The sequence below is a fragment of the Desulfocurvus sp. genome, assembly GCF_023230885.1.
Lineage (GTDB): Bacteria > Desulfobacterota > Desulfovibrionia > Desulfovibrionales > Desulfovibrionaceae > Desulfocurvus.
The window spans coordinates 1-22,983 of the sequence record NZ_JALNWM010000009.1; the positions used below are offsets into that span (position 1 = coordinate 1).

The 22,983-nt window shown below is 72.8% G+C and carries 22 protein-coding genes; 6 read left to right on the forward strand and 16 right to left on the reverse strand.

Translation table 11 applies throughout. The annotated features are described in order from the left end of the window. Positions 1 to 120: 120 nt before the first annotated feature. Positions 121 to 1,302 (reverse strand): class I SAM-dependent RNA methyltransferase, encoded by a 1,182-nt coding sequence (locus tag M0P34_RS01290; RefSeq protein ID WP_291495524.1) that lies wholly within the window; start codon positions 1,300 to 1,302, stop codon positions 121 to 123. A 187-nt stretch (positions 1,303 to 1,489) separates the two neighbouring features. Here M0P34_RS01290 and M0P34_RS01295 point away from each other — a divergent pair, with 187 nt between their 5' ends. The 4 genes from M0P34_RS01295 to M0P34_RS01310 all read left to right on the forward strand — a co-directional run bounded on the left by M0P34_RS01295 (position 1,490) and on the right by M0P34_RS01310 (position 6,350). Continuing rightward, positions 1,490 to 2,266 carry a 2-amino-3,7-dideoxy-D-threo-hept-6-ulosonate synthase gene (locus tag M0P34_RS01295; RefSeq protein ID WP_291495525.1) on the forward strand — a complete coding sequence of 259 codons (777 nt, stop codon included), beginning with the start codon at positions 1,490 to 1,492 and terminating at the stop codon, positions 2,264 to 2,266. 112 nt (positions 2,267 to 2,378) lie between these two features. Beyond that, positions 2,379 to 3,338, forward strand: a complete 960-nt coding sequence (locus tag M0P34_RS01300; protein WP_291495528.1) for a DUF523 and DUF1722 domain-containing protein — start codon at positions 2,379 to 2,381, stop codon at positions 3,336 to 3,338. Continuing rightward, entirely contained in the window at positions 3,331 to 4,959 is a 1,629-nt protein-coding gene (locus tag M0P34_RS01305; protein ID WP_291495529.1) for an SDR family oxidoreductase, read from the forward strand. The genes M0P34_RS01300 and M0P34_RS01305 overlap by 8 nt, the downstream gene beginning before the upstream one ends. Before the next feature lie 53 nt (positions 4,960 to 5,012). Further along, positions 5,013 to 6,350: a deoxyribodipyrimidine photo-lyase gene (locus tag M0P34_RS01310; RefSeq protein ID WP_291495531.1), complete on the forward strand. Its 1,338-nt coding sequence runs from the start codon at positions 5,013 to 5,015 to the stop codon at positions 6,348 to 6,350. 498 nt (positions 6,351 to 6,848) lie between these two features. Here the strand turns inward: M0P34_RS01310 and M0P34_RS01315 are convergent, their stop codons facing one another. The 5 genes from M0P34_RS01315 to M0P34_RS01335 all read right to left on the reverse strand — a co-directional run bounded on the left by M0P34_RS01315 (position 6,849) and on the right by M0P34_RS01335 (position 12,373). After that, the gene (locus M0P34_RS01315; protein WP_291495533.1) at positions 6,849 to 7,730 is read right to left on the reverse strand and encodes an RluA family pseudouridine synthase; all 882 of its coding nucleotides are present in this window, start codon (positions 7,728 to 7,730) and stop codon (positions 6,849 to 6,851) included. A gap of 4 nt (positions 7,731 to 7,734) precedes the next feature. Next, positions 7,735 to 9,039 (reverse strand): TRAP transporter large permease, encoded by a 1,305-nt coding sequence (locus M0P34_RS01320; protein WP_291495535.1) that lies wholly within the window; start codon positions 9,037 to 9,039, stop codon positions 7,735 to 7,737. Further along, positions 9,036 to 9,536: a TRAP transporter small permease gene (locus M0P34_RS01325; protein ID WP_291495538.1), complete on the reverse strand. Its 501-nt coding sequence runs from the start codon at positions 9,534 to 9,536 to the stop codon at positions 9,036 to 9,038. Before M0P34_RS01325 ends, M0P34_RS01320 begins: the two co-directional genes overlap by 4 nt. Before the next feature lie 72 nt (positions 9,537 to 9,608). Beyond that, positions 9,609 to 10,649 carry a TRAP transporter substrate-binding protein gene (locus M0P34_RS01330; RefSeq protein ID WP_291495540.1) on the reverse strand — a complete coding sequence of 347 codons (1,041 nt, stop codon included), beginning with the start codon at positions 10,647 to 10,649 and terminating at the stop codon, positions 9,609 to 9,611. Positions 10,650 to 10,717: 68 nt separating this feature from the next. After that, entirely contained in the window at positions 10,718 to 12,373 is a 1,656-nt protein-coding gene (locus M0P34_RS01335; protein WP_291495542.1) for a VCBS repeat-containing protein, read from the reverse strand. Positions 12,374 to 12,635: 262 nt separating this feature from the next. Between M0P34_RS01335 and M0P34_RS01340 the strand changes: the two genes are divergently transcribed. Then, positions 12,636 to 13,961: an RsmB/NOP family class I SAM-dependent RNA methyltransferase gene (locus tag M0P34_RS01340; RefSeq protein ID WP_291495544.1), complete on the forward strand. Its 1,326-nt coding sequence runs from the start codon at positions 12,636 to 12,638 to the stop codon at positions 13,959 to 13,961. Between the two features lie 476 nt (positions 13,962 to 14,437). On the opposite strand, the gene buk is transcribed toward M0P34_RS01340, so the two are convergent. From buk to M0P34_RS01390, 10 genes are all read right to left on the reverse strand, one after another. Next, positions 14,438 to 15,538: a butyrate kinase gene (gene buk / locus M0P34_RS01345; protein ID WP_291495546.1), complete on the reverse strand. Its 1,101-nt coding sequence runs from the start codon at positions 15,536 to 15,538 to the stop codon at positions 14,438 to 14,440. Continuing rightward, entirely contained in the window at positions 15,535 to 16,473 is a 939-nt protein-coding gene (locus M0P34_RS01350) for a bifunctional enoyl-CoA hydratase/phosphate acetyltransferase (protein WP_291495548.1), read from the reverse strand. The genes buk and M0P34_RS01350 overlap by 4 nt, the downstream gene beginning before the upstream one ends. A 9-nt stretch (positions 16,474 to 16,482) precedes the next feature. After that, positions 16,483 to 16,968 (reverse strand): acetolactate synthase small subunit, encoded by a 486-nt coding sequence (ilvN, locus tag M0P34_RS01355; RefSeq protein ID WP_291495550.1) that lies wholly within the window; start codon positions 16,966 to 16,968, stop codon positions 16,483 to 16,485. Positions 16,969 to 17,062: 94 nt separating this feature from the next. Then, positions 17,063 to 17,161, reverse strand: a complete 99-nt coding sequence (locus tag M0P34_RS01360; protein WP_291495552.1) for a MetS family NSS transporter small subunit — start codon at positions 17,159 to 17,161, stop codon at positions 17,063 to 17,065. Then, entirely contained in the window at positions 17,158 to 18,666 is a 1,509-nt protein-coding gene (locus tag M0P34_RS01365) for a sodium-dependent transporter (protein ID WP_291495554.1), read from the reverse strand. The genes M0P34_RS01360 and M0P34_RS01365 overlap by 4 nt, the downstream gene beginning before the upstream one ends. A 103-nt stretch (positions 18,667 to 18,769) precedes the next feature. Continuing rightward, positions 18,770 to 19,216, reverse strand: a complete 447-nt coding sequence (locus tag M0P34_RS01370; RefSeq protein WP_291495556.1) for a hypothetical protein — start codon at positions 19,214 to 19,216, stop codon at positions 18,770 to 18,772. A 103-nt stretch (positions 19,217 to 19,319) separates the two neighbouring features. Next, complete coding sequence (locus tag M0P34_RS01375; protein ID WP_291495558.1) at positions 19,320 to 20,507, reverse strand: class I SAM-dependent methyltransferase; 1,188 nt, start codon at positions 20,505 to 20,507, stop codon at positions 19,320 to 19,322. Positions 20,508 to 20,612: 105 nt separating this feature from the next. Then, positions 20,613 to 21,332: a SprT family zinc-dependent metalloprotease gene (locus M0P34_RS01380; RefSeq protein ID WP_291495560.1), complete on the reverse strand. Its 720-nt coding sequence runs from the start codon at positions 21,330 to 21,332 to the stop codon at positions 20,613 to 20,615. A 25-nt stretch (positions 21,333 to 21,357) separates the two neighbouring features. Beyond that, a complete protein-coding gene (locus M0P34_RS01385; protein WP_291495562.1) occupies positions 21,358 to 21,855 on the reverse strand; it encodes a YchJ family protein in 498 nt (165 codons plus the stop codon). Between the two features lie 138 nt (positions 21,856 to 21,993). After that, complete coding sequence (locus M0P34_RS01390) at positions 21,994 to 22,383, reverse strand: NifB/NifX family molybdenum-iron cluster-binding protein (RefSeq protein ID WP_291495564.1); 390 nt, start codon at positions 22,381 to 22,383, stop codon at positions 21,994 to 21,996. Between the two features lie 109 nt (positions 22,384 to 22,492). Between M0P34_RS01390 and arfB the strand changes: the two genes are divergently transcribed. Continuing rightward, complete coding sequence (arfB, locus tag M0P34_RS01395) at positions 22,493 to 22,918, forward strand: alternative ribosome rescue aminoacyl-tRNA hydrolase ArfB (protein WP_291495566.1); 426 nt, start codon at positions 22,493 to 22,495, stop codon at positions 22,916 to 22,918. Positions 22,919 to 22,983 lie beyond the last annotated feature (65 nt).

Sequence of the window (22,983 nt, forward strand, 5' to 3'; positions counted from 1 at the left end):
TCCGGCAGTGGCGTCCGGCAGTGGCGTCCGGCAGTGGCGTCCGGCAGTGGCGTCCGGCAGTGGCGTCCGGCAGTGGCGTCCGGCAGTGGCGTCCGGCAGTGGCGCCCGGTGGGGCGGCGGCTATTCGTCCTGGTGCCTGCGGCTGCCGGCGTAGAGGTCGTAAAGCAGCAGGCGGCATTCGATGGGGCCGTTCATGAGCGCCAGGCGGGCGCGGGTGCGCAGGCCGATGTGGGCGGCCAGGCGCGGGTTGCCGGTGAACACTGCCCCGACATAGCCCTGGCAGCGCTGCTTGAGGAAATCCCCCAGGGCGGCGTGCAGGGGCTTCAGGGCCTCCTCGTCGCCCAGGCGCAGGCCGTATTCGGGGTTGACGATCAGCACGTTGGCGGCGCGGCGCAGGGCTTCGGGCACGGCGGTTTCGCGGAAGTCGCAGGTGTCCAGCTCCACCAGGGCCTCCAGCCCGGCGGCGGCCGCGTTGTGGCGCGCGGCGGCCAGGGCCTGGGGGTCGTGGTCGGTGGCGACGATGCGGCCCCGGGCGGTGGGCCGGGCCCGGCCCCGGGCCTCGTCGCGCAGGGCCTGCCAGCGGGCGGGGTCGAAGCCCGGCAGGTGGAGGAAGGCGAAGTTCTCGCGCAGCAGCCCCGGGGCGGTGCCCGTGGCCAGCAGGGCCGCCTCCAGGGCCAGGGTGCCGCTGCCGCACATGGGGTTCACCAGGTGCCCGCGTCCGTCGTATCCGGCGGCCAGCAGGCAGGCTGCGGCCAGGGTCTCGCGCATGGGCGCGCTGTGGGGCATGGTGCGGTAGCCGCGGTTGGAGAGGGGCTCGCCGCTGGTGTCCAGGCTGAGGGATACGCTGCGGCCCTGCCAGTGCAGCGACAGGACGGTGCCGCGCCGGTCGGGCCCGGAGTCGGGGCGCCGCCCCCGGGCCGCCAGGATGCGGTCAACCACGGCGTCCTTCACGCGCTGGTTGGCGAAACGCGCGTCGCGGATGGTCGGATTGTCCACGCTGGAGACCACGGTCAGGTAGCCGTCGGCGGGCATGGCCTGCTCCCAGGGCAGGGCCGTGACGGCCTCGTAGAGCTGGTCGGCGTTTTCGGCCTTGGTGCGCAGCACCTCCCACAGCACGCGGTGGGCGGTGCGCAGGTGCAGGTTCAGGCGCAGGCAGTCGTCCAGGCTGGCCCGCAGGGCCACCCCCAGGGGCCGGGCGGCCTCGGGGCGCAGGCCCAGGGCGCGGATTTCGCGCTCCAGCATGGGTTGCGCGCCTCCGGCGCAGGTGACGAAAACAAAGCTCTTGCGGTGGAAGTCGAACACGGGGGCTCCGGGTTGGGGTGCGTCGGGCGGGCGTGCCTGGGCGGTGCATAGCCCGGCGGCGCTTCGGGGGCAAGGGCGGGCGGAGCGGCTTGACCTGCCGGAAGATTTGCGGTCATCATGTCCGGTGCGTCCCTGCGCCCCGCGCGGGGCGCCCGCAGCCAACACCCCAACCCAGCAAGGACCGGCCATGATCGGAACCATGCGGCGGCTCGGCCGCCTGTTCGACCCAAAAAGCGCGAAATCCCTGATCCTCGCCCTGGACCACGGCGCCAGCGAGGGCATGGTCCCGGGGCTGACGGAGTTCCCGGCGCTGCTTGCGGGCAGCGCGCGGCTGCCCGTGCAGGGCGTGGTCCTCAACAAGGGCCTGGCCCGGGCCAGCGTTCCGGCCATCGACCTGAACAAGCGCATCGTGATCCAGCTTTCGGCCGGCACCCGCCACGGCGTGCCGACCTACAACCAGAGCCTGGTCTGCTCGCTGTCCGAGGCCCTGCGCCTGGGGGCGGATGCCGTGTCCGTGCATGTGAACATCGGCAACGACCTGGAGGACCGCATGCTCTCGGACTTCGGCATGGTCACCGACGAGGCCCACGGCCTGGGCGTTCCGGTAATGGCCGTGGTCTACGCGCGCGGCGGGCAGATCGTCAACGAGCTCGACCCCGCGCTCATCGGCCATTGCATCCGCCTGGGCGGCGAGCTGGGGGCGGACATGGTCTGCGTGCCCTATTCCGGCGACGCCGAGCGCTTTTCCCTGGCCGTTGCGGCGTGTCCGGTGCCGGTCCTGCTGGCGGGCGGCCCGGGGCAGCCGAGCTGGGAGGCCTTCAAGCGCATGGTGGCCGACGGGCTGGCCGCCGGGGCCGCCGGGGCGGTCATCGGGCGCGGCATCTTCCAGCACAAGGACCCCCTGGGCGCCCTGGCCGAGATGTGCGCCCTGGTCCACGGCGAGCCGGACCCCGAGGCCGCCTGATCCCCGGGGCCCGGCCTCGCGGGGTTGCGGTGGCGCCTGGCCGCCGTCTTGTGCTAGGCTCTGTCAGGGCGTCCGCTCCGGGCGTCCGTTCCGGGCCAAAGGAGGAATCGTCATGACCGATGAAGGCCGCATCCGGCTGGGCATCGCGCGCTGCCTGCTGGGCGACCCCGTGCGCTACGACGGCACGCACAAGCTCGACCGCACCCTGCGCGACGTGCTCGGGCGGTTCGTGGAATGGGTCGCGGTGTGTCCGGAGGTGGAGTGCGGCATGCCCGTGCCGCGCGAGGCCGTCCGGCTGGTGGGCGATCCGGCCGCGCCCCGGCTCCTGGGCCGCAACTCGGGCACGGACTTCACCGGGCAGATGCGCGCCTGGGGCCAGCGGCGCCTGGAGGCCCTGGCGGACGAAGGGCTGTGCGGCTATGTGTTCCGCTACGGCTCGCCCTCCAGCGGCATGAGCCGGGTCAAGGTCTACCCCGAGGCCGGCGGCCCCGCCCGCCGGGACGGCGTCGGCCTGTGGGCGGGCATGGTCATGGCCCGCTTTCCGGAGCTGCCCTTCGAGGACGACGGGCGCCTGCACGACCCGGCCATCCGCGAGAATTTCATCACCCGCGTGTTCACGCTCATGCGCTGGCGCCAGGCCATGGCCGACGGCCCCTCGCCCCGGGCCCTGGTGGACTTCCACACCCGCCACAAGCTGCTGCTCATGGCCCACAGCGTGGAGTTGTACCGCGAGCTGGGCCGGCTGGTGGCCGAGGCGGGCGGACCCGACGCCCGGACCCTGCCCGGGCGCTACTTCCCCCTGCTGCAAAAGGCCCTGTCCCTCCTGCCCACGACGCGCAAGCACACCAACGTGCTCTCCCATGTGCAGGGCTATTTCAAGCGCGTGCTGAGCGCCGACGAGCGCCAGGAGCTGACGGAGCTGGTGGGCCGCTACCACGCCGGGCTGGTGCCGCTGGTGGTTCCCGTGACGCTGCTCAACCACTATGTGCGCAAGTACGGCCAGGACTATCTCGCCGCGCAGGTCTACCTGAACCCGTATCCCGCCGAGCTGATGCTGAGGAACCATGTCTGACCCCGGGCCCGCTCCCGGCGCGCGCGCCGACACGACCGTGGCCGTGCTGGGCGCCACGGGCTATGTGGGCGGGCGGCTGGTGCCCGAGCTGCTGGCCGCGGGCTGGCGGGTGCGCGCCGTGGGTCGCTCGGCGGGCAAGCTGCGCTGCCGGGCCTTCGCCGGGCATCCGCGCTGCGAGCTGGCCGAGGCCGACGCCCTGGACCAGCAGGCCCTGGAGCGCGCCCTGGCGGGCTGCCACGCGCTCTACTACCTGGTCCATTCCATGGAGACCGAGGCCGGGGACTATGCCGAGAAGGACCGCCTCGCCGCCCGGGCAACGGCCCGCGCGGCGGCCGCCGCCGGGGTCGGGCGGATCATCTATCTCGGGGGGCTCGTGCCCGACGACCCGCACCTGAGCCGCCACCTGCGCTCGCGGGCCGAGGTCGGGGCCATCCTCGCGGCCGGGCCCGTGCCCGCGACGGTGCTGCGCGCGGGCATCATCCTCGGCTCGGGCAGCGCGTCCTTCGAGATCCTGCGCTATGTGGTGGACCGGCTGCCCGTGATGCTCGCCCCGCGCTGGGTGCGCACCGAATCGCAGCCCATCGCCATCCGCGACGTGCTCTTCTACCTCGCGGGCTGCCTGGAGCACCCCCGGACCACGGGCCGGACCTTCGACATCGGCGGGCCCTACATCGAAACCTACGAGCGGCTGTTCCGCATGTACCAGCAGGAGGCCGGGCTGCCCCGGCGGCTCATCGTGCCGGTGCCGCTGCTCTCGCCCCGGCTGTCGTCGCTGTGGCTGGGGCTGGTGTCGCCCATCCCCACGGCCCTGGCGCGGCCCCTGGTCCTTGGCCTGCGCAACCGCGTGGTCTGCCACGAGCACGCCATCCGGGAAATCATGCCCCGGGAGCTGACCGACTGCCGCGCGGCCATCCGCCTGGCCCTGGAGCGCATCCAGCACAGCACCGTGGACACGAGCTGGTCCGACGCCGGGAGCCTGCGCACCCCGGAATGGGCCGCTCCGGGCGACGCGCCCTATGCGGGCGGCACCGTGTTTCGCAGCGCCTACGGCATCCGCCTGGCGGGCTGCCCCGAGGAGCTGTGGGACGGGGTGACGGCCATCGGCGGCGACCGGGGCTGGTACGGCCACGACCTGCTCTGGGCCCTGCGCGGCTTCATGGACAAGCTGGCGGGCGGGGTGGGCCTGCGGCGCGGGCGCAGGCACCCCACGCGCCTGGCCGTGGGCGACGCCCTGGACTTCTGGCGCGTGCTCGACGTGCAGCCCCCCGAGCGGCTGGTTCTGCTGGCGGAGATGAAGCTGCCCGGCGAGGCGCTGCTGGAGTTCAACCTCGAACAGCTGCCCTGCGGCGATACGGACCTGACCCTGACCGCGCGCTTCCTGCCGCGCGGGCTGGGCGGGCTGCTCTACTGGTGGGCGGTGTATCCCTTCCACGCCCTGGTGTTCAAGGCCATGGCCCGGAGCCTGGCCGCGCGTACGAGCTGCGCCGTGCTCGCCGGGCCCCGGGCCGTGCCCGGGCGGGCCCCGGCCTGCCATGCCCCGGGCGAGGGCGCCGCGTGCCCGGCCCTGGAGCGCGGGCTGTGCCGCGCCCAGGAGCCCGGGCGGCCCTCCGGCGGGGCCTGAGTCCGCAACCCCGGCCCCGGCCAGCGGCCGGGCGCATCCAATCCGGAGGCCCCATGCCCGTCAACCCCAGGCGCGTCCATGCCCTGCGCCACGCCCCCGACGGCGGCGGGCCCGTGCTCTACTGGATGAGCCGCGAACAGCGCGCCCACGACAACTGGGGCCTGCTCCATGCCCGCGAGCTGGCCGGGGCGCGCAGGCCCCTGGTGGCGGCCTTCTGCCTGGCGGCGCGGTTTGCCGGGGCGGCCCTGCGCCAGTACGATTTCATGCTCGCCGGCCTGGAGCAGACGGCCCGGACCCTGGCCGGACTGGGCATCCCCCTGGTGCTGCTGGAGGGCGACCCGGGGGGCGAGATTCCCCGCCTGGCGGCCCGCCTGCGCGCCGGTGTGGTGGTCACGGACTTCGACCCCCTGCGCATCAAGCGCGACTGGCAGACCCGGGCCGCCCGGGCCCTGGATGCGCCGCTGCTCGAAGTTGACGGGCACAATGTCGTTCCGTGTCGTATTGCGTCATACAAAAAGGAATACGCAGCGCGGACCATCCGCCCGCGCATTCACAAGCTGCTCCCGGAGTTTCTAGAGGAATTTCCCACTCTTGAGCCCCAGCAGGCTCCCGTGCCGGAGCTGCCCGCGCCGGACTGGGCCCGGGTCCGCCAGGGCCTGCGCGCCGACCCCGGGGTGGCGCCCGTGCCCACGCCAAGCGGCGAGACGGCGGCCCTGGCGGCCCTGGCGGCCTTCGTTTCGGCCGTCCTGCCGCGTTACGCCGCCGGGCGCAACGATCCCAATGCCGGGGCCACCTCGAGGCTGTCGCCCTACCGGAATTTCGGGCAGCTCGCGCCGCAGCGCGCGGCCCTGGACGTGGCCGCCTCGGGCGGCGGCGAGAACCAGGCCGCCTTTCTGGAGGAACTTGTCGTGCGCCGCGAGCTGGCCGACAACTTCTGCCTGCACAGCCCGGGCTACGACACCCTGGACGCCGCCCCCGACTGGGCCCGGCGGACCCTGGACGAGCACCGCGCCGACCCGCGCCCGCACATCTATTCCCGCGAGGCATTCGAGGCCGGGGCCACCCACGACCGCCTGTGGAATGCCGCTCAGAATCAGATGCGCGCCAGCGGCGCCATGCACGGCTACCTGCGCATGTACTGGGCCAAGAAGATACTGGAGTGGTCGCCGGACCCGGAAAGCGCCCTGGCCACGGCCATCGCCCTCAACGACCGCCACCTGCTCGATGGCCGCGACCCCAACGGCTACACCGGCATCCTGTGGTCCGTGGCCGGGCTCCACGACCGCCCCTGGGCCCGGCGTCCCGTCATCGGCACCATCCGCGCCATGACCGAGTCCGGCTGCCGCCGCAAGTTCGACGTGGCCGCGTATATCCGGCGCTGGGGGGGCTGACGGCGCGCCGGGCGCGCGGCACACGACCGCCCGCAGGGCTCCGCCCCCCGGCCCCGGGCGCCTGCCGCAGGGCGGCGATTCCGCCCCGGAGCGCGCTTCCTGCCCGCGTCCTGGGGCGCCTGCGTCCCGGTGGGCGCGTGCGCGCCGCCGCGCCGCCCCGCGCCCTGCCGCGTGAACCGTGTGCGCGGCGGACATCCGGCCGCTGGCGGACCGTTTCGTCCCGCCTCGCCGCGCGAACCCCCGGGCAGCCACGGCCCAGCGCCCTTGCCCCCGGGGTCGGATCGCCGCCGCGCGCCCGTCCGTCTTCGGCCCGGCCCCGGGCACGGTGGTCACCCCTTCCTGGCCCGCTCCCTCGCCCTGCCCGCTCTTTCGTTCCGTTTTCCCGCCCCCCGGCGCGCATGCCCGCCGCCGCCGCGCGTCGGTCCCCGGGCGGCCCGGCAGCGGCGCCGCCAGCCATGCCCCGGGGGGCGCTGTGCGTCCGCCGGGGCCCCCGGCGTTCTACCAGTCGGGTTCCAGGCGGATGGACGTACCGTCTGGCAGGACGATCTGCCAGGCGTGGAGCATCATGCGCGGGGCGTCGTCGGGGCGGCCGTATTTGCGGTCGCCGACGATGGGCAGGGAGCGGCTGGCCAGCTGCACGCGCAGCTGGTGGGTGCGCCCGGTGCGCAGGTCGATTTCCAGCAGCGAGGTCCGCGAGTCGGATTCCAGGCAGCGGGCCAGGGCCAGCGCGGGCTTGCCCTGGGCGGTTACGGCCACTCGCCTGCGGTTTTCCGGCCCGGCCTTGGCCAGGGTGTCGCGCAGGGTCAGGGCCTGGCCCGGGGCGAGGCCGCCGTGGACGCGGGCCAGGTAGAGCTTTCGCAGGGTGTGGGCGGCCAGGGCCTGTTGCAGGGCGCGCAGGCCCTGGTAGGACGTTCCTGCCAGCAGGATGCCGGAGGTGTCGCGGTCCAGGCGGTGGGCCGGGGTGGGGGTGAAGGTGGCCTGGGGGAACATGGCGGCCAGGCGGGTGCTGGCGGCGTCGGCATGGCCGGTGCCCGGCTGGGAGGGCAGTCCGGCGGGCTTGGCCACGGCGATCCAGCCCGGGCCCTGGGCCAGGACGGCCAGGGCCGGGGCTCCGGGGCCCGGCTCCGGAGCCGGGGCGGCCACGCGCAGGGGGGGCAGGCGCACGGTCTGGCCCGCGTGCAGGCGGTCGAAGGGCTTTTTGCGCGCGGAGTCCACGCGCACCTGGCCGCTGCGGATCAGGCGCAGGAGCAGGGAGCCGGGCACGTCGGGGCCCAGGCGCCGGGAAAGGAATTGCAGGAGCTTCTGCCCGTCCTCCTCGGGGCTGACCTCCAGGTGGCGGACGCCGGTGTGCCGGGCGTCGTCGGCGTTGTCGGGGGGCATCGGCCTAGCGGATCAGGCCCGGAAGGAACAGGGCCAGGTCGGGGAACAGCATGAGCAGGGCGATGCACAGGGCGTAGGCCGCCAGGAAGTAGGAGATGCCCCGGAAGATGCTCGCGGCGGGCACGCCGGAGGCCATGCTCGAAACGATGAAGGCGGACACGCCCACGGGCGGGGTCACGGCCCCGAGGGTGGTGACCACGGTGACGATCACCGCGAACCAGGTCGGGTCGTAGCCCATGGCCTCGGCCACGGGGAAGAAGATGGGGATGGTGATCAGCAGCAGCGCCAGGGCGTCCATGATGGCGCCGCCGATGACGTAGATGCCGCAGATGATGCAGATGACCACCCAGTGGGGAACGTCCAGGGAGGCGACCCATTGGGCGGTTTCGAAGGGCAGGCGGGTGACGGCCAGAAAACGCCCGAAGAGCACCGCGCCGGTGACGATCATGAAGATCATGCACGACACGCGCAGGGTGTCGGCGCAGGCGGCGGTGAAGCGCTTCCAGGTCAGCTGGCGGCCCAGCAGGCTGATGCCCAGGGCGATGGCCGAACCGGCGGCCCCGGCTTCGCTGGGGGTGAACAGCCCGGCGAAGAGCCCGCCCATGACCAGGGCGAAGAGCACGAGCATCTCCACGGACCCGGGCAGGGAGCGCAGCTTCTGGCCCCAGGTGGTGGGCGGCCCGGCGGGCGCCCAGGCGGGGTGGCGCAGGCAGACGAGCCAGACCGTGAGCAGGAACAGGGTGGTGAGCAGCACCCCGGGCACAAGGCTGGCCCAGAAGAGCCGGGCGATGGACTGCCCGGTTTGCAGGCCGATGATGATCAGCACCACCGAGGGCGGGATGACCACGCCGAGGGTCGAGCCCACGGCCACGGCGCCGGTGGAGAGGATGGGATTGTAGCCGTATTTTTTCATCTCCGGCAGGGCCACGGTGCTCATGGTGGCGGCGGTGGCGGTGTTGGAGCCGGAGATGGCCGAAAATCCGGCGCAGGCCAGGATGGTGGACATGGCCAGCCCGCCGCGCACCTGCCCGGTCCAGGTGTAGGCTGCTGTGTACAGGCGCTTGTTGACCCCGCAGTGGAAGCAGACCTGGCCCATGAAGATGAACAGGGGGATGACGGTCAGACCGTAGGAGGAGAAGACGCCCCAGATTTCGCTGCCCAGCATGCCCAGGGCGGCGTTCAGGCTGATGACGTGGGCGAAGCCCAGGAAGCCGACGATGGCCATGGCGAAGCCCACGGGCATGCGCAGGAGGAAGAGCACGGCCATGAGGACCGCGATGCCCAGGATGCCGACGGCGGCCAGGCTCACGGGCGCCTCCTTTCGCCCGCCAGGGCGCGCAACAGGTCGCGCAGCAGGGTCAGGGCCAGGGTGGCGCAGCCCAGGGCCACGGCGAAGACGAAGGGATGGTAGACGATGTGCAGGTCCTCGGAGAGCTCGCCGAACTCGATGAGCGAGCAGCCGAAGACGCCGACGCGCCAGGCGGCCAGCAGGAAGAACAGCCCGCAGGCCAGGTGGGCGAAGGCGTCCACCAGCCGCTCCACGCGCCGGGGCAGCATGCCCTGGAGCATGGTCAGGGCGATGTGCCCGCCGCGCAGCTGCGTGGGCGCCAGGGCCAGGGCGCAGACCAGGGCCCCCAGGAAGCCCATCATCTCGTAGGTGCCGCGAATGGGTGCGTTGAGGGCCCCGCGCATGAACATGTTGGCGCAGGCCAGGGCGATCATGCCCACGAGGAACAGCCCGCCCAGGGCGAGCAGCGCGCCCGACAGGCGCTGGCAGAGGGAGTCGAGCAGGTCGATGACTTTCATGGGCAGGGTCGGCACATGGCAAAAAGGAGCCGGGGAGCGGAGGCCCCCCGGCGTCCGGATGATCTGGTGCGGTTACTTGTCGTGCTTCTGGCGCAGGGCCCTGACCTCGGCCAGGACCGCGTCGGCGGGCACGCCCTTGGCCTCGGCCCGTTCCTTCCAGGCGTCGATCATGACGGCCAGTTCGGCCTCGGCCTTGTCCAGTTCGGCCCGGGGCAGTTCGATGACCTCGATGCCGTGCTTCTCGCGCGCCCAGTCCAGGGACTCCCGGACGTGGGCGTCGAGGTAGCGCCCGGTCCATTCGGCCTGCTCGGCGGACAGGCCGTCGAACACGGCCTTCACGTCGTCGGGCAGGGCGTTCCACTTGTCCAGGTTCATGATCACCGCGAAGGGGTAGACCACGAGGTTGGTCACGGTCTGGTACTTGAGGTGCTCGGCGAAGTTGAAGTCCTTGAGCCAGTCGAAGGAGGAGAGCACGCCCTTGATGAGCCCCTTCTGCAATGCCTCGGGGGTTTCGGAGGCGGGCATGGACACCGGGGTCGCGCCCAGGATCTCCAGGGCCAGGGAGGCCCCGCCCGAGGCGCGCAGCTCCATGCCCTTGAGCTGGGCGAGGCTGGTCACGGGCTCCTTGCACATGATGTTCGACGGCGCGCTGGCGAACAGGGTCAGCACCTTGACCCGGGCGAACTCCTCGGGCCTGCGCGCGGCGTAGAGCTCCCACAGGGCCATGCTGGCGGCGGTGGCGCTGGAGAAGCCCAGGGGCTGCTCGAAGACGCTCATCATGGGGAACACGCCGGGCTGGTAGGCCATGGAGATGCAGCCGATGTCGGCCTGGCCCTGGATGACGCCGCTCCACATGTTCTTGGCGCCCAGCAGGGTGGAGCCGGGGTAGGTCTGGATTTCCACCTTGCCCTGGGTGCGGGCGCGCACCTCCTGGGCCCAGCGTTCCATCTGCACGCAGGGGAAGGTGGGCGCGGGCGGGAAGTTGGCGTAGGACAGGGTGAGGGCCTGGGCCCGGGCGGCGCCGGGCAGCAGGCAGGCCACGGCCAGCAGGGCCGCGGCCAGGGCCAGGGCGGCTTTGCCCGCGGGGGCGGCCGGGAGGAAACGGGCGTTCATCTGCGTGTCTCCTGGGGCTGCGGTGCCGCCCCGGCCGACCCGGGGCGGGGAATGCTCGTGTCGCGCCGCTATTCGGCCTGCCTGTCCAGAGGGCCGTCGGTCTTTTCCAGATCCAGGGAGTAGGAGAAGATCACGGTCTTGCGCTGGGCGATGCCCGCGGCGCCGGGGTAGGTGTTCAGGCAGACGTAGAGGTCCATGACGCCGTCGTTGTTCAGGTCGGCCAGGCCGTAGTCCGTGACGGTGCCCTTGATGCGCCGGGTCTTCCAGGACAGGGACATGCCCACGCCGTCCCAGAACATGGAGTGGAGCTCGCCGTTGGGGAAGAAGCGGTAGCGCTGGAAGAACTGGGCGGCGACGGAGATGTCCTTGTTGACCAGGACCTCGAACTGGCCGTCGCTGTTCAGGTCGGTGATGAGCATGCGCAGGGGCAGGTAGTAGATGTTCACATACTGGTCGCGGTAGGTGGCGAAGCCGGGCATGGTGTCGGGCACTTCGAAGCCCAGGGCGGAGCCGCCGTACTGCTCCATGGTGGTGGCCAGCAGGTCGAAGCGCGGGGTGTAGACGTTGATGCGGTCCTCGCTGTCGATGATCAGGATCTTGTAGTCGGTGCCCTGCTGGGGCAGGTAGGCGAAGTTGAAGACGTTGGCCTTGGTGGGCAGGGGGATGCGCTTGCCCAGGGCGAACTTGCCGTCGAGCTTGACCACCTCGTGCACGGGGGTCTCGTTGAGCACGTTGTTGCGGCCCGGGCGCTGGCCCACCAGGACGGGCTGGTAGGTGGGCGGCATCTTGGCCACGTTGAGGAACAGCTTGATGCGCTCGGCCACGGGGATGAACTGGCCGTCCTTGAAATTGTAGATGAAGGAGTTGGGCTCGTCCCGGAAGAAGCCGGAGACCACGATTTCCTGAAGCCCGTCGTTGTTCAGGTCGATCAGGTTGATGTTGAGCATCTCGGTCCGGCCGCCGGGGGAGATTTCGCCCAGGGGCTGGAACTTGTCGCCTTCCAGGCGGTAGGCGTGGATCTTGGTCTCGCCCAGGAAGAACATCTCCGTCTTGCCGTCGCCGTCGGCGTCGCCGCAGATCATGCCCACGGAGATGAAGGGCAGGGAGGGGCTGCGCCAGCGGCCCGGGGTGTCTTCGGAGCCCTGGTAGCGGAATTCGGGGTTGATGTAGTATTCCTGCACGGCCGCGTCGCGCTGGTTGTGCACGAGGTCGGGGTTCAGGGCGTTGACGCGTTTTTTGGCCTGGGCCTGGACTGCGGGGGCCTCGCGCTGGAACACGCTGGCGTTGACGCGCTTGGCGATGTCCTCCAGGGCGGGGATCAGGCCGCCCAGTTCGGCCTGGGCGCTTTCGGGCGCCGTGCCCTGGGCGCCTGTGGTGCGCACGTCGACGCTGCACTGCTCGCCGAGCATGGTCACGCTGCCCCAGACCACATAGTCCGCGCCAAGGGCCGGCAGCAGGGCCGCGGCCTCGGCTTCGCCCGCGGGCGCCGCCGGGGCGACCGCGGCCACCTTGTCCTTGTCCAGGGCCACGAGCTTGTCGGGCCAGCTCAGGCGGGAGACGAGCATGTCCTGGATGCCCCGGGAGAGGTACTGGTACTTGTCGGGGCCATTGATGGTGAAGGGCAGCACGGCGAAGGTCTTGGCGGGCTCCTGGGCCCCGGCGAAGCCGGGCAGCAGGAGGGACAGGGCCAGGACGCAGGCCGCCAGGATGCGGAAAGAACCCATCTGTGCGCTCCTTGGAAAGGTCTTTTTCCGGGCCGCGGCCCGGGGAGGTTGCTCGCTTCGGCCCGCTGCGCGGGGTGGAGCCCGCGCCGCGCAGGCGTTTGGGAAACCTCCCTGTAGCACCTTCTTTTCCAGGACGCAAAAGGTTCATGGCCGACGGGAGGGCCCGGGCATTGTGCCGCGCGCCCTGGCGGGCTATGCTGCCCCCGGCGCGCCCGGCGGAAAGACGGCAGCGGCCCGCGCCGCCGCGCCATAGCGAGGATTCATGATCGATTCCAGCCAGCCCCCGGGGCGCACCTTCCGTTTCGCCTGCCCCCCGCAGGACATGCCCCTGGCCCTGGCCCTGCTGGCCGGGCAGGGCTACGCCTTCGAGCCGGAGCCCTTCTGGCCCCTGGCCGCCCGGCTCACCGCCGAGCCCCGGCCCCTTGGCTCCAGCGTGGCCAATTTCTTCGGGTTCATCCATGTGCAGGACAAGTCGTCCATGCTGCCCCCGCTGCTGCTGGCCCCGGCCCGGGGCGCGGCCGTGCTGGACCTGTGCGCCAGCCCCGGCAGCAAGACCGGGCAGCTGGCCCAGCTTGTGGGGCCGGAAGGCTTCGTCTTGGGCAACGAGCCCGGCGGCGCGCGGCTGGAGACCCTGCGCCGGACCCTGGAGCGGGTCAACGCCCTGCCCTGCGCGACCTGCTCCTTCCCCGGGCAGGAGGCGCCCCTGGCCGGGGGCCGCTGGCCGTTCATCCTGCTCGACCCGCCCTGCTCGGGCCTGGGAACCCTGGACAAGCACCCCGAGGCCCGGCGCTGGCAGGGCGCGCGGGCCCAACCCCTGGAGCGCCTGCAACGCGACCTGCTGGCCCGGGCCTCGGCCCTGCTGGCCCCCGGGGGCGTCCTGCTCTACTCCACCTGCACCACCAGCCCTGCGGAGAACGAGGCCCAGACCGCCTGGGCCCTGGACGCCCTGGGCCTGGAGCTGGAGCCCCTGGCCCCGCCCCCCGGCTTTGTGGCCCGCCCCCCGGCCCTGCCCGGGCTGGACGGCGTGCTGCCCGTGGACGGCGACGCCTCCGGCGCCCAGGGGTTCTACCTCGCCCGGCTGCGCCGCCCCGGGGCGGGGGCCGACCCGGGCCCCGCTGACGCCGCTGGCGCCGCTGACGCCGCTGGCGCTGCGGACGCCGAAGCCGAAGCCTGCGCCGCGCCGCCGCCCCGGGGCCGCCTCCTGGACGCCGCCGAAACCGCCGCCTGCGCCGAGGCCGGGGCGGAGTTCACGCGCCTGCCTCCCGGCGAGCTCCGCCGCTTCGGCGACGCGCTGTTCCTCGTGCACCGCCGGGCCCGGGGCCTGCTGCCGCCGGGCCTGCCCTGGCAGGGGCTGCCCCTGGGGCGCTTCCAGGCCGGGCGCTTTCGCCCCAACCCGCGCCTGCGGGCCATCCTGCCCGCCGATCCCGCCTGTGCCGTCCATGCCGACTCCGCGCAGGACATCGCCCGCCTGCTGACCGGGCAGGCCCTGCCCGCGCCCCGGGCGCCCTTCGCCGTGCTGCACTTCCAGGGCCGACCCGTGTGCCGCCTTGCGGTCAAGGGCTCCCGGGCCCTGTGGGCCGGGCGCTGACGCGGGCCGCCGCGCGGGCGGGGGGGCGGCACAGCCGCACGGGGACGCCGCAAACAGCGGGGCCCTCGCCCGGGCGCAGAGCCCTGCAACAGAAACGGCAAAACGGAGACGCGGACCGCGGGGCCCCCGCGCGGGCGGGGGGCGCCCACAATGTGCGCCCGAACAAGATCAGTCCACGCGCGGGGCCCCCGCGCGGGCGGGGGAGCGCACCACGGCCACCGGCGAGGGGGCGGACGCCGAGCGGGGCCCTCGCGCAGGCGGGGGAGCGCTGTGCCTGGACGCCGAGCATGATAGGGCCCCGGGCGGGGGCGTGCGGGGTTTGCCCCGGGGAACGTCATCTCCCACGCGGGGCCTTCGCGGGGGCGTGGTGAGGCCGATTGCCCACAACGTGTCGTGTGTCGTCCAACCGGGCCTTCGCGCGGGCGGGGCGCGCCGCGCGCGGAATCCGGGGGCGGCCCGGGGCCCGGCGGGCGGCGCTACGCCGCGCCGCGGCCCTGGTAGTGCAGCACCGGCCGCAGGCCGTCCAGGACGGCGGCGGCGCCTCGGGCCATGACCAGGGCCTCGGTGAGGCCGAGGACGATTTCCACCGGGGCCAGGGGGGTCAGGCGGCGGGCGAGCTCGGCCGTGAGCAGCGGGCTGCGGGCCAGCCCGCCGGTGAGGACCACCAGGTCCGGGGGCGCGGGATCGTCGGCGGTGGTCAGGGCGGGCAGCAGCCCGGCGGCGTGCTTGGCCACGTTGTAGGCCAGGGCGGCCACGGCGTCGCGGGCGGCGTGGTCGCCGGACTGGGCGCGGGCCTGGATTTCGCGGAAATCGTTGGTGCCCAGCAGGGCGAAGAGCCCGCCCCGGCGCAGTACGGCCTGGCGCAGGGCGGGGATGTCGTAGCTCCCGGATTCCAGCAGGCGCAGGACCTCGAGCACGGGCAGGGTGCCGGTGCGTTCGGGGGAAAAGGGGCCCTCGCCGTCCAGGGCGTTGGTCACGTCCACCACGCGGCCGCGCAGGTGGGCGCCGACGCTGATGCCGCCGCCGAGGTGGGCGACCAGGAGCTTGGCCGCGTCGTAGTCCAGGCCGTGGCGCGCGGCGGCCTCGCGGGCGGCGCCGCGCTGGGACAGCGCGTGGAAGGTGCTGCGGCGGCGGACCTGGGGCAGGCCCGTGGGCCGGGCCTCGGGCAGCAACTCGTCGGTGACCACGGGATCGACCACGAAGGCGGGCAGCCCCAGTTCGTCGGCCAGCTCGGCGGCCAGGGGCGCGCCGAGGTTGCAGGCGTGTTCGCCGTGGCGCGCGGCGCGCAGGTCGTCGAGCATGGCCGGGCCGATGGCGTAGGTGCCCCCGGGCAGGGGCGCCAGGAGCCCGCCGCGTCCGACCACGGCGTGCAGGCCGGGCAGCAGGTGGCGGGCCTGGTCGAGGGCGGCGTGGACGGCGCGGCGGCGCAGGGGCAGCTGGGCCCAGACATCGGGCAGGCCGCGCAGCTCGGCGCGCGGATGCTCCAGCTCGCGGTCGAGCAGGGCCTCGTCGCCGTCGAGCAGGACGATCTTGGTGGTGGTGGACCCGGGGTTGACGGTCAGGATCCGGCGGGTCACGCGCGGTCCTCCCGGGCCAGGAAGGCCGCCAGGGCGAGGGACAGCAGCTTGGTGCGCGGGGAGTCGCCGCGCGAGGGCACCACCACGGGCACGCGGCTGCCGACCACCACCCCGGCCATGTCCAGCCCGAGCAGGGTGCTCAGGCTCTTGTAGAGCACGTTGCCGCTTTCGATGTCCGGGGCGACGAGGATGTCGGCATGCCCGGCCACGTCGTTGTCCACGCCCTTGAAGGCCGCCGCCTGGGCCGAGAGGGCCACGTCCAGGGCCATGGGTCCGGCCACGCGGGCGTCGCCGAACTCGCCCTGGGCGCCCATCTTGGCCAGCAGGTCGGCGTCGAGGGTGGCGGGCATGGCCGGGAAGTTGACCTTCTCGGTGGCGGCGAGCATGGCCACCCGGGGCCTGGCCATGCCCAGGCGCCGGGCCACGGCCACGGCGTTGCGCACGATCTCGACCTTGCGCTGGAGGTTGGGGCGGATGTTCACTGCGGGATCGGTGAGCAGCATGAGGCGGCCCGAGCCCGGCTCCTCGAAGAGGGTGACGTGGGAGAGGATGCCCTTGGGCGCGGCGCCGTGCTCCCTGTCCAGCACGGCGCGCAGCAGGGTCGCCGTGGGCACCAGGCCCTTCATGATCAGCGCGGCGCGGCCCTGGCGGAAGAGGGCCACGGCCTGGCGCACGGCGGCCTCGTCGTCGGGGGTTTCGATCCCCTCGAAGGGGCCGATGTCCAGGCCGCGCTCGGCGGCCACGCGCCGGGTGGCGGCCATGTCGCCGATGAGGATGGGCTCGGCCAGCCCGGCCTGCCAGGCGCCCACGGCGGCCTCGAGCACGAAGCCGTTGGCCGAGCGGGCGATGGCCACGCGCGGCGGCGGGCCCTGGGGCAGGGCCTCGCGCAGCAGGGCCTGGAGGCCGGGCACGGGGGCGGGCGGCGCGGCGGGCATGGCGGCCTCCTATTCGTCGCCGCGCTTGAGGGCGATCATCCCCGAGCGGCACAGGCTCTTGATGCCGTGGGGCTTCAGCATGCCGATGAAAGCGTCGACCTTGCCGCTGTCGCCGCTCATCTCGGCGGTGATGCTTTTTTGGCCCATGCCGACGACGTTGGCGCGGAAGACCTCGAATATCTGCATGATCTGCGTGGTCGCGGCGGGCTCCATGGCCAGCTTGACCAGGACCAGTTCGCGGTCCACGAAATCGCGGCGGCGCAGGTCGTCGACGCTGATGATGCAGCCCATGTGCTGCATTTCCGCGGTGATGCGCGCGATGTCGTCCTCGGAGCCGTCCAGGCCGATGGTCAGGCGCGAGACGCCGGGGTCCTCGGTCTCTCCGGCGGAGAGGCTGCGGATGTTGACGTTGTACTTGCGGATGGCCTGGGCCATGTCGGCCAGGACGCCGGGGTTGTTCCGGGCCAGGGCGGAGATGGTGTGCATCTGTGTCATGCGGGCTCCATTGGTGGGGCCTGGATTGCGAACGGCGCGGGCCCCCGGCCGGAGGATATCCGGTTCCGGGGGCCCGTGCAACGTGGGCGGGAGGTCAGCCCCGGGCGCCCAGGGCGATGCGCAGGCAAAGGGCCGCGCCGCCCCAGGTGATGCCGAAGCCGACGCACATCATGATGATGGCGCTGGCGCTCATGATTCACCTCGCAGGGATGCGTCGTGTTTGACGGCGAAACCGGGGCGGCCGGAGGTCGCCCGCAGGGCCAGGCCCAGCAGGACGCAGGCCGCGATGACGGTCCATCCGTAGGCCAGCAGCTCGGTGGAGCCGTAGCCGCCGTAGGGGGCGGTCAGGTCGCCGTAGAGGTTGAGCACCACCAGCAGGGCCAGGATGCCCACCGACAGGTAGCGCAGGCAGATGGTCCACCACGCGCCCACGGCGAACTCGGACACGGAGTTGGCGTGTTCGCGCACGACCTCCAGGCGGCACAGCCAGGAGAGCAGGAATATCTCGGCCAGGGCCACGCCGAGGATGCCCAGGTTGTTGGCGAAGTGGTCCACGATGTCCAGGACGTAGAGCCCGCCGCCCAGGCAGAAGACCGAGGAGATGACGAACCCGGCCAGGCACAGGGAGGTGGCGGTGGTCTTGCGGCTCCAGCCGAACTTGTCCATGAACGCGCTGATGCAGGCCTCGACGATGGAGATGTGCGAGCTCATCCCGGCCATGGTCAGGGACAGGAAGAACAGGGTGCCGAAGAACACGGGCATGGGCATGAGGTTGATGGCCGTGGGGATGGTCACGAAGGCCAGGCCCACGCCGCCGCCGGCGACCTCGGAGAGCGGCACGCCCTGCCGGGCGGCCATGTAGCCCAGCACGGAAAAGATCATCACGCCCGCGAGCATGGAGAAGCCGCAGTTGATGAACACGGTCATGAAGGCGTTGTTGTTGATGTCCGAGCGGGCGGGCAGGTAGCTGGAATAGGCGATCATGATGGCGAAGCCCACCGAGAGGGTGAAGAAGATCTGCCCGTAGGCGGCGACCCAGACCCGGTAGTCCGTCAGGCGCGAGAAGTCGGGGGTGAACAGCCAGTTCACGCCTTGGGCCGCGCCGTCGAGCCAGACGACCCGCAGGGTGAAGACCAGCACCAGCAGGAACAGCACGGGCATGAGCACCTTGCCCGCGCGCTCGATGCCGGCGCGAACGCCCGACACGCAGGCCAGCCAGGTCACGGCCCAGGCCAGGGCCACCGCGCCGAGAATGGTCGGGCGCAGGCTGCCCAGCTCCAGGGCCCCGGAGGTCAGGCCCAGGAACTCGCCGAAGAAAAAGGCCTTGGGGTCTTCGCCCCAGGCGCCGGACAGGGCGAAGCCCGTGTAGCTGATGGTCCAGCCGACCACGGCCACATAGTAGACGGCGATGGTGGTGGCGACCATGACCTGGATCCAGCCCAGCCACTCCCAGCGGCGGCCGATGCTGGCCAGGGCCTTGGGCGCCGAGCCCCGGAAGCGGTGCCCCAGGGTGAATTCCAGGATCATGAAGGGGATGCCCGCGGTGAGCATGGCGAAGAGGTAGGGGATGAGGAAGGCGCCGCCGCCGTTTTCATAGGCCATGTAGGGGAAGCGCCAGATGTTGCCCAGCCCGATGGCCGAACCCACGGCGGCCAGGATGAAGCCCAGGCGCGAACCCCATTGTTCGCGTTGCGTCATGAAAGAACCCTCGATTATGGATTTTGCCTTGCCCCGCGCGCCTTGCCTGCCGCGCGGAGCGGCCTGCATACATCCCGAGGGCGCCCCTGTCCAGCCCGGGCCGTCAGTTGGCGGCCTCGGAGGGCGGGGCGGCGCGGTCCAGGGCGCGGTCGAGGTCGTCGGCCAGCATGGCGCGCACCTGCTCGGCGTAGGCGTCCAGGGCGCGCGGGTCGATGGCCTCCAGGACCTCCTCCTCCCCGCCCACGGCGGAGAAGGGCTTGGCGAAGACGCACAGGAGGTGCAGCCCGGCCATGCGCCCGTCGAGCATCACCGCCGCCAGCACGTTGGCCCGGCCCAGGCGGCGCTTGAGGGCCGAGGGCGTGCCGGGGATGCGCAGCATCTGGCTCTTGCTGAAGAACAGGTAGCGCAGGGCGCACCGCCCTGTGCTCAGGGGCTGGTTGTGGAAGCCCTGGTCCAGGTCCACGCCCTGTTCCGCGGCGCTCTGGAGCATGCTGAAGATGTCCGCCGCGATGCTGCGGACGTAGCCTTCCGGTTCCTGGGTCGCGCTCATGGTGTCTCCGGTGTTCGGGGTTCGGATACGGGATGCGGCCGTGGGGGCGGGCGCGGGGCTGCGGGGGCGGGGGGGCCGCCCGCGCGTCCTGCCGGGCGTCTGCCTATACCGCCTGGACCAGGAAGCCCTTCAGGTACTGCCCCTCGGGGAAGTTCAGGGCCACGGGATGGTCCGGAGCCTGGGCGAAGCGGCGCACGATGCGCGCGTCGCGGCCCGAGTCCAGAGCGGCCCCGGCCACGACCTTCTGGAAGAGGTTCTCGTCCATGAGCCCGGAGCAGGAGAAGGTGAACAGCAGGCCGCCGGGCTCCAGCAGGCGCAGGGCCAGGAGGTTGATGTCCTTGTAGCCCCGGCAGCCGCGCTGGACGTTGGCCCGCGAGTCCACGAAGCGCGGCGGGTCGAGGACGATGGCGCCGAAGGTCCGGCCCTGGTCGCGCAGGCGGCGCAGGGCGGCGAACACGTCGTCGCAGAGGAACTCGGCGCGCTCGCGGGGCAGGGCGTTCAGGTCCATGTTGGCCCGGGCCAGGTCCAGGGCCGGGGCGCTGGTGTCGATGTTGGTGCAGCGCGCGGCGCCGCCGAGCAGGGCCATGACGCCGAACCCGCCGGTATAGCTGAAGCAGTTGAGCACGTCGCGCCCGGCGCACAGTTCCATGACGGCGCGGCGGCTGTCGCGCTGGTCGAGGTAGTAGCCGGTCTTGTGCCCGGTGCGGATGTCCACCAGCAGCCGGGCGGGGCCCTCCTCGATGACCACGGGGTCGGGCGGCTCGTCGCCCGCCAGATGCCCGGCCAGGGGGATGAGCCCCTCCTTGGCGCGCACGTCGGAGTCCGAGCGCTCCCAGACGCCCCGGGCGCCGGTGGCCTCCAGGAGGGCCAGGGCGATGTCGCGCTTGTGGCGCTCGGCGGGCATGGTCAGGAATTCGCAGGAAATCCAATCGTCGTAGCGGTCGGCCACCACGCCGGGCAGCCCGTCGGATTCGGCGTGGACCAGGCGGCAGGCGCGCGGGGGCACCGCCGGGCCCAGGGCCGCCCGGGCGCCCACGGCGGCGCGCACCCGGGCCCGGAAGAACTCGGGCCCCACGGCGTCCGCGCGCTCGAAGCTCCAGGCGCGGGCCACGATCTGCGATTTCGGCGAATAGCCCGCGCTGGCCAGCCAGCGGCCGTCGGCGGCGAGCACGTCCACGGTGTCCCCCGGGCGGGGGGAGCCCTCCACGTCGTCCACGGCGCCGGAGAATATCCAGGGGTGGCGGCGGACCAGGGATTTTTCCCGGCCCTTCTTGAGTCGTATGGCTTGCATGGGGCGGTGGTATCATCAAATTCCGCGCCGGAAAACCGCCCGGAGCCCGGAAAAATCCGGCCCGGTCCGGGCCGGGGGCGCGGGCGCGGCGGCCCCGGGCCCCGCCTACAGCCGCAGCCAGATGGGGACGTGGGCCGAGGCGTCCAGGGCGGCGTCCAGGGTCCGGGCCCCGGGCAGCAGTGATTCCAGCAGCTTCCAGTAGTCGGGGGAGTGGTTGAGATACCGTGTGTGACACAGTTCGTGATACAGAACGTAGTCGGCCAGCTCCGGGGGCAGCAGGAGCAGGGTGCAGTTGAGGCTGATGGTGCCCGAGGCCGAGCAGCTACCCCAGCGCGTTTTTTGGGCGCGCACGCGCAGGGCGCAATAGGGCAGGCCCAGGGCGGAGGAGAGGGCGCGCAGCCGGGGGCCGAAGACCTCGCGGGCCTGGGCCTTGAGCCAGGCGCGGACCAGGGCCCGGCAGGCGTCGTCGTTTCCCGTGTCGCCCGCAAGGAGCAGGGTGTCGGGGCCGGGCTGGCGCAGGGCCGGGGCCTTGCGCGGGTCGTGGGCCGTGCGCAGGGCCACCTCGCGGCCCACGGCGCGCAGGGGCAGGGCCGGGGGCGGGGCCGGGGCGGTCCCGGGCTTCCAGCCCAGGGCGGCGATGCGCTCCAGGTGCCGCGCGGCCCATTGGGCCCGGTCGCGGACAATGGCCGGAACCTGGGCGCGGTCGAAGCCCCGGGGCACGACCACCTCCAGGCCCACGCGCGGCGAAACGCGCAGGGTCACCCGCCGGGCGCGGGGGCTCTCGCGCACGGTGTAGGGCGGCAGGGCGCCCGGGGGCGGCGTCACGCCGCGCGCCCCCGGGCGCCGGGGCCTAGCGGCCGCAGCACTTCTTGAACTTCTTGCCGCTGCCGCAGGGGCAGGGGTCGTTGCGGCCGGTCTTGGGCGCCTCGCGGCGCACGGTGGGGTTGCCGCGCACCTGTCCGTCCACATAGACCCAGGCGCCGTCCTCGCGGCGGAACTCGGCTTTTTCGCTGTGCTGCTGGGGCACGCCGTCCAGGGCGAAGGAGGCGGTGAAATCGACCATGCCCCGCTGGTCGGCCTCGCCGCCGGCCTCGGTGGCGCGGATGTCCAGGCCGAGCCACTGGGAGTTCCTGGACCAGGCCGTGGCGGCCTCGTGGTCGAAGTCGTCGCGCTGGGCCGCGCACAGGGTGCGCCGGACGTGCTCGATGGCGCCGGTGGCGTAGGCGCTGTAGCGCGAGCGCATGAGGGCCTCGGCGGTGGGCGCCGGGACGGCTCCGGAGATGATCGGCCCGCAGCAGGCCTCGAAGGTCTGCCCCGATCCGCAGGGGCAAGGGGTTGTTTCGGTCACGAAGGCTCCGTGGCGCGTGGCGCCGTTTGGCGCGCGGGCCGGGGGCGCGCCGCGCGCCGCGCCGGGGGGGCCGGGCAGGCGCGCAGGGCGGCGTGCGCACGGCCTGCGGCGGGATGATGGTGTCTGGCGATCAGGCGATCAGTGCTGGTGTCCGCACGAGCCGTCCTCGTGCCCGTGGTGGTCGCAGATGGGCGAGGGCGGCACGGCGCCTCCGGCCAGCCAGTGCTCGGCCACCTGGCGCACCTGGCCCTCGTAGCCGCGCAGGGCCTGGATGCCCGCGCGCGCCAGGGTGTCCACCGCGCCCTGGCCCATGTTGCCCGCCAGCAGCACGCTTACGCCGTTTTCGGCCAGGGTCGGGGCCAGGTTGGACTTGCAGCCGCACTCGCGCGGCGGCACCATGTGTTCCTCCACCTCGATCTGGCGGGTCTGGTCGTTGACGGTCAGGATGGTGAAGAACTGGCAGTGGCCGAAATGGGCGTCCACCACATGGGCTCCGTCCTGTTCCTTGCTGGGGATGGCGATCTTCATGCGTTCTCCTGCGGCTTTACGCCGGGCGCCGCGTCTGGCACCCTGGCCGGGAGGAGTATAAGCCTTCCGTCCCGCACAGCAACCGCCCTGGGGCACTCTTTTTTACCCTATGCCTATCGTCCTGGATTCCATAGTCATTCCCGATGCGGAGCTGGAGTTTTCCGCCACGCGCAGCTCCGGGCCCGGCGGCCAGCACGTCAACAAGGTCAGCACCTGCGTGACCGTGAGCTTCGACGTGGCCGGGGCGCCCTGCCTGCCCGAGGCGGCGCGGGCGCGCCTGCTGGAACGCCTGGCCCCGCGCCTGACCCGCGAGGGCGTCCTGCGCGTCAGCGTGCAGGACACGCGCTCCCAGGCCGCCAACAAGGAGCTGGCCGTGGAGCGCCTGACGGCCCTGCTGCGTGCGGCCCTGGCCCGGCCCAAGCCCCGCCGCCCCACCCGGCCCACCCGCGCCTCGCGCCAGCGGCGCCTGGAAGCCAAAAAACGGCGCGGCGCCGTCAAGCAGGGCCGGGGCCGCGTGGGCGGCGGGGAGGACTAGCCGCCGCGTCGGCGCCCCTTGGTCTCGCCGTCGGCGCCGTGCCGCCTGCCGCCGCCGGGGTGCTC

Excerpts from the sequence above, each read along its gene's own strand:
- M0P34_RS01295 (WP_291495525.1), top strand. The coding sequence starts at position 1,490 with ATGATCGGAACCATGCGGCGGCTCGGCCGCCTGTTCGACCCAAAAAGC.
- M0P34_RS01300 (WP_291495528.1), top strand. The coding sequence starts at position 2,379 with ATGACCGATGAAGGCCGCATCCGGCTGGGCATCGCGCGCTGCCTGCTG.
- M0P34_RS01305 (WP_291495529.1), top strand. The coding sequence starts at position 3,331 with ATGTCTGACCCCGGGCCCGCTCCCGGCGCGCGCGCCGACACGACCGTG.
- M0P34_RS01310 (WP_291495531.1), top strand. The coding sequence starts at position 5,013 with ATGCCCGTCAACCCCAGGCGCGTCCATGCCCTGCGCCACGCCCCCGAC.
- M0P34_RS01315 (WP_291495533.1), bottom strand. The coding sequence starts at position 7,730 with ATGCCCCCCGACAACGCCGACGACGCCCGGCACACCGGCGTCCGCCAC.
- M0P34_RS01325 (WP_291495538.1), bottom strand. The coding sequence starts at position 9,536 with ATGAAAGTCATCGACCTGCTCGACTCCCTCTGCCAGCGCCTGTCGGGC.
- M0P34_RS01330 (WP_291495540.1), bottom strand. The coding sequence starts at position 10,649 with ATGAACGCCCGTTTCCTCCCGGCCGCCCCCGCGGGCAAAGCCGCCCTG.
- M0P34_RS01335 (WP_291495542.1), bottom strand. The coding sequence starts at position 12,373 with ATGGGTTCTTTCCGCATCCTGGCGGCCTGCGTCCTGGCCCTGTCCCTC.
- M0P34_RS01340 (WP_291495544.1), top strand. The coding sequence starts at position 12,636 with ATGATCGATTCCAGCCAGCCCCCGGGGCGCACCTTCCGTTTCGCCTGC.
- M0P34_RS01350 (WP_291495548.1), bottom strand. The coding sequence starts at position 16,473 with ATGCCCGCCGCGCCGCCCGCCCCCGTGCCCGGCCTCCAGGCCCTGCTG.
- ilvN (WP_291495550.1), bottom strand. The coding sequence starts at position 16,968 with ATGACACAGATGCACACCATCTCCGCCCTGGCCCGGAACAACCCCGGC.
- M0P34_RS01360 (WP_291495552.1), bottom strand. The coding sequence starts at position 17,161 with ATGAGCGCCAGCGCCATCATCATGATGTGCGTCGGCTTCGGCATCACC.
- M0P34_RS01365 (WP_291495554.1), bottom strand. The coding sequence starts at position 18,666 with ATGACGCAACGCGAACAATGGGGTTCGCGCCTGGGCTTCATCCTGGCC.
- M0P34_RS01370 (WP_291495556.1), bottom strand. The coding sequence starts at position 19,216 with ATGAGCGCGACCCAGGAACCGGAAGGCTACGTCCGCAGCATCGCGGCG.
- M0P34_RS01375 (WP_291495558.1), bottom strand. The coding sequence starts at position 20,507 with ATGCAAGCCATACGACTCAAGAAGGGCCGGGAAAAATCCCTGGTCCGC.
- M0P34_RS01390 (WP_291495564.1), bottom strand. The coding sequence starts at position 22,383 with ATGAAGATCGCCATCCCCAGCAAGGAACAGGACGGAGCCCATGTGGTG.
- arfB (WP_291495566.1), top strand. The coding sequence starts at position 22,493 with ATGCCTATCGTCCTGGATTCCATAGTCATTCCCGATGCGGAGCTGGAG.